This is a genomic window from Methanospirillum sp. (assembly GCF_035560735.1).
Taxonomy (GTDB): domain Archaea; phylum Halobacteriota; class Methanomicrobia; order Methanomicrobiales; family Methanospirillaceae; genus Methanospirillum.
Genome location: NZ_DATMYY010000046.1, coordinates 1 through 3,673 on the forward strand (window position 1 = coordinate 1; position 3,673 = coordinate 3,673).

General features: G+C 44.3%; 5 protein-coding genes. 3 read left to right on the forward strand and 2 right to left on the reverse strand.

The genetic code is table 11. The features are described 5' to 3' along the window. Positions 1-304: UPF0058 family protein (locus VN429_RS01220; protein WP_325628925.1), on the forward strand; the 304-nt coding region annotated here is incomplete at its 5' end. Positions 305-329: 25 nt separating this feature from the next. On the opposite strand, the gene VN429_RS01225 is transcribed toward VN429_RS01220, so the two are convergent. Both VN429_RS01225 and tes read right to left on the reverse strand, forming a co-directional pair. After that, positions 330-1,124, reverse strand: coding sequence for an ATP-grasp domain-containing protein (locus VN429_RS01225; protein ID WP_325628930.1), 795 nt, complete (start codon positions 1,122-1,124; stop codon positions 330-332). A gap of 11 nt (positions 1,125-1,135) precedes the next feature. Next, a complete protein-coding gene (gene tes / locus VN429_RS01230; protein WP_325628936.1) occupies positions 1,136-2,599 on the reverse strand; it encodes a tetraether lipid synthase Tes in 1,464 nt (487 codons plus the stop codon). 143 nt (positions 2,600-2,742) lie between these two features. On the opposite strand from tes, the gene VN429_RS01235 reads away from it, so the two are divergent. Both VN429_RS01235 and pyrE read left to right on the forward strand, forming a co-directional pair. Continuing rightward, the gene (locus VN429_RS01235; RefSeq protein WP_325628932.1) at positions 2,743-3,243 is read left to right on the forward strand and encodes a CDP-2,3-bis-(O-geranylgeranyl)-sn-glycerol synthase; all 501 of its coding nucleotides are present in this window, start codon (positions 2,743-2,745) and stop codon (positions 3,241-3,243) included. After that, the coding region (gene pyrE / locus VN429_RS01240) for an orotate phosphoribosyltransferase (protein WP_325628934.1) at positions 3,237-3,673 on the forward strand (437 nt) is incomplete at its 3' end. The genes VN429_RS01235 and pyrE, both read left to right, overlap by 7 nt.

Genomic DNA, 3,673 nt, shown 5'->3' on the forward strand with positions numbered 1-3,673 from the left:
ATACATGAGGAGTGATAGTGTGCATAAAGAGGAATTGATCTCACTCCATCAGATGCTCATTGATGTGAAGGATTACCTTCAGGAAAATAACCCTGATTCTGACTTTAGTGAGTATGAGTCACTGAAGATAACTCCTACACAGATTCACAGGAGCAAAGTGGAGCACAAATATGCAATATTTGTGTTGGGTAATGCTATTGCAAAAGCAATGAAAAATATCGAGAATCCTTCAACCGCTCATATGTCATCCCGCATGCAGGAGATGGCAGAAAAGGCCTTGAAAGAGATTGAGTGTGGATCCTGATAAGATCCACCAAACGTTGTTTTGTTTACTGTTTTTCTATCTTTCTTTGCTCAACCAGATATTCGGCAAGAAGTCTGGGGATTGGAGCCTCCATGCAGTGCCAGTTAGGAGTCCCGTTGACTTCGAGAACAGTATATGTATCTTCGTGAATCAGGAGATCAACACCTCCATAATCAACCCCGGCACTTTTGGTTGCCCGTGACGCAATATCATTGATCTCCGGGGTAATGGGTACTGCACTTCCACAGCCGCCCTGATGAATATTATGCGTCAGACTGTCTGATACTCGCATAATTGCGCCGACTGCTTCTCCATCTATCACGAAGACTCTGAAGTCCCGGTCGTTAGGAATATACTCTTGCAGATAGTATGGAGGCTCTCCAAGTTGCTCTTCTGTTTCAACAAGAACAATTCCGACCCCGTCAAACCCATACACTGGTTTTGATACCGCTTTCCCATGTTTTTTGATGAACTCTCCGGCCAGATAACGTGACTCGGTGAAAAAAGTCTCCGGAGTTGGAACATCATCTCTCATGAGAAGGGCTGAAGTTTTCACCTTGCTTGCACAGGTGACTATTCCTTCGGGTGGATTGATTACCCTGTTATAGAGTGCCAGAGCAGAGAGAGATTCGAAGTTATGCCCATTCTGTCTGATGCCACAGGCCCAGATAGTCTCCCGCTCTAGCTCACACGAGAAAGGGTCAATGGCTTCCAGAAATAAAGCCTGATATGGCTCGCCCATCCGATCGAGCTCATCCATCACCATGCGGGTAGAATTATCTGATGGAATATCGGTTGGTTTTGGAATTATAGTTATCATACTAAAAAGGGTTATTCTGACTTTTGGCTGAATTTCTTCCAGACCTGTTCCCGGTATACAGGACCACTGTTGTAGGTACAGAAAGGAATCAGTTTGCCGTCAGGTGTAGCGTAATGGATGCAACATCTGTTCACACGATCGATATCATAGTTGTAATTATCCATGAAGTGCATCGTACCGATAAAGAGTGCATTCCAGTGAAATGACCTGAGAGAGTCAAAATTATGGGTGATAAGGGTCTTCCCAAGGATCTTCCAGACATCAAGCCCCTTATTCTTCTCATCACCTTTGAACTGGTTATAAAACTCCCTAAGGCCGTTGATGGCAACCATCTTCTTGGAAAGTGAACCACTCTTCTCAAGTTTGCGTGATAACTGTTCAATTGAGTTAAAAAATGCATCCACATCAACTATCCGGTTGATTGGAACAATTCCGTCCTCTCTTACAAAGACATAGGTTGCCGCACCACAATGCTGATGTGCAGTAAATTTAATTTGTGATTTTCCAGTATATGCTTCAACAAAGTCGGATACCGGAACGACACAGGGCACTGGATAAAAGTCATTCTTCAGAATGGCTCCATCAGTCTGTGACTCTATTCTATCTAAAAGTTCTGGGATTGTAATTCGTTCACGGTTTATATCTTCCTGGTTTGCAGCACCTGTGAACGAGACCGGCTGGAAGTTTACCCCTCTGATGACTGAAATGTTCTCGGTGGCAAACCTGATAATACCGCCGATTTCATGGTCATTCTTTGTCTTGATGATTGTTGGCACAAGAACGATACCAAGGCCGACACTCCTGCAGTTTTCCACAGCTTTCAGGTCAAGATTGATCTTGGAATTGGTTTCCTTTGTGACTCCATCAAAGTGCAGATATACAGTCTGAAGACCAGCATCTTTGAGTTGTCGAGCATACTCAGGATCTGAAGCTAGTTTAATTCCGTTTGTTGCAAGCTGAACCTGCAGAAATCCCATATCTTTAGCTAGCTTGAGGATGTCCAGAAGATCATCCCGCATGGTAGGCTCTCCACCAGCAAACTGGACTGCAGGGGCAGGGTTTGGTTTTTCTGAACGAAGAACCTGAAGCATGCCCCTGACCTGTTCAAACGTCGGCTCATAAACAAACCCGCATGCCCTGGCATTTGCAAAGCAAAATTCGCAGTTCAGGTTACACCGGTTTGTCAGGTCAATATTTGCAAGCAGTGTTGTTGAGTGGTGGTGATTACAGATTCCACAGTCATTAGGACAGGAACTGATGTCAGTAGTTATCTGAGGGTTATCAAGACCATTTCCAGTAATATTGTATTCATCATATCTTTTGTACAGCTCAGCATCATCCCAGTACAGGTACGAACACGGACCGTGTTCCGGGCACGTGCGATCGATATATATCTGCCCTTCCCGTTCGTAGATTTCAGCATCGAGAACTTTTTTGCATACAGGGCAGAGACTTTTTGTCTTTTTCAGAAGGATAATATCACCCACCACAGGTTTAAGGATAAATGGTTCGAACGCTTGTATCTGTTATTTATGCAGATTAGACGCTTATATTTATTCAGGAGTGGGCATCTATAATCTTCGATCTCCTTCTAACAATTGCATCGGCCTTCTGGGTGATGCTCCCCGCATATGTCCCTAATTCAGCAGCTGCTGCTGTTGGCGGGGGAATTCCGATAGATGGTGGGCACAACTGGTCTGATGGAAAAAGGATTTTTGGCGACGGAAAAACCATCAGAGGCTTTTGCGGTGGGGTTGCTTGTGGCTGTATCATAGGCATTCTACAGATTATGGCGCAGGGATACCCGGCCTTCTCAATGCTTCCCAAGTTGAACATCTTTTCTGTCTTCCTTCTCGCAACCGGCGCACTTGTTGGTGACATGGTAAAAAGTTTCTTCAAACGCAGGGCAGGAATAGAACGAGGAGGAAAATGGCCTCTGGTTGATCAGTATGATTTCGTGGCTGGTGCATTCCTGTTTCTCTTTGTGGGAAATCCGGCATTTGCATTCTCGGTCATGACTGTCCCGGTGATCATCGCGATTCTGATTATTACTCCGGTACTACACCGGGTTGTTAATATTATCGGGTACAAAATGGGAGTGAAAGACGTTCCATGGTAGAAAAAAGTCTTAAAGATCAATTAATTCAGGTAGGTGCCATTCGATTTGGTGATTTTACACTGGCATCAGGAAAAAAAAGTAATGTATATATTGATATCAAAATGGCAATGACTCATCCTGAAATTCTGAAGTCTATTGCAGTTTCGGTTATGAATCAGAATCTGGATTGGGATGTAGTGGCCGGGGTTGCAGTTGGTGGCGTTCCTCTGGCTGTTGCATCTTCACTTGAGAGTGGAAAGCCCTATGTTATCATTCGAAAAGAGCAGAAAACACATGGTCTCTCCTCCCTTATCATTGGAGACGTAAAAGGGAAACAAGTCGTCATGATAGAAGATGTTACCACTTCTGGAGGATCTGCTCTCTTTGGTGTTGATCAGATAAGACAGGCTGGCGGCGTTATTACAGATATAATATCAGTTGTGGATAGAGG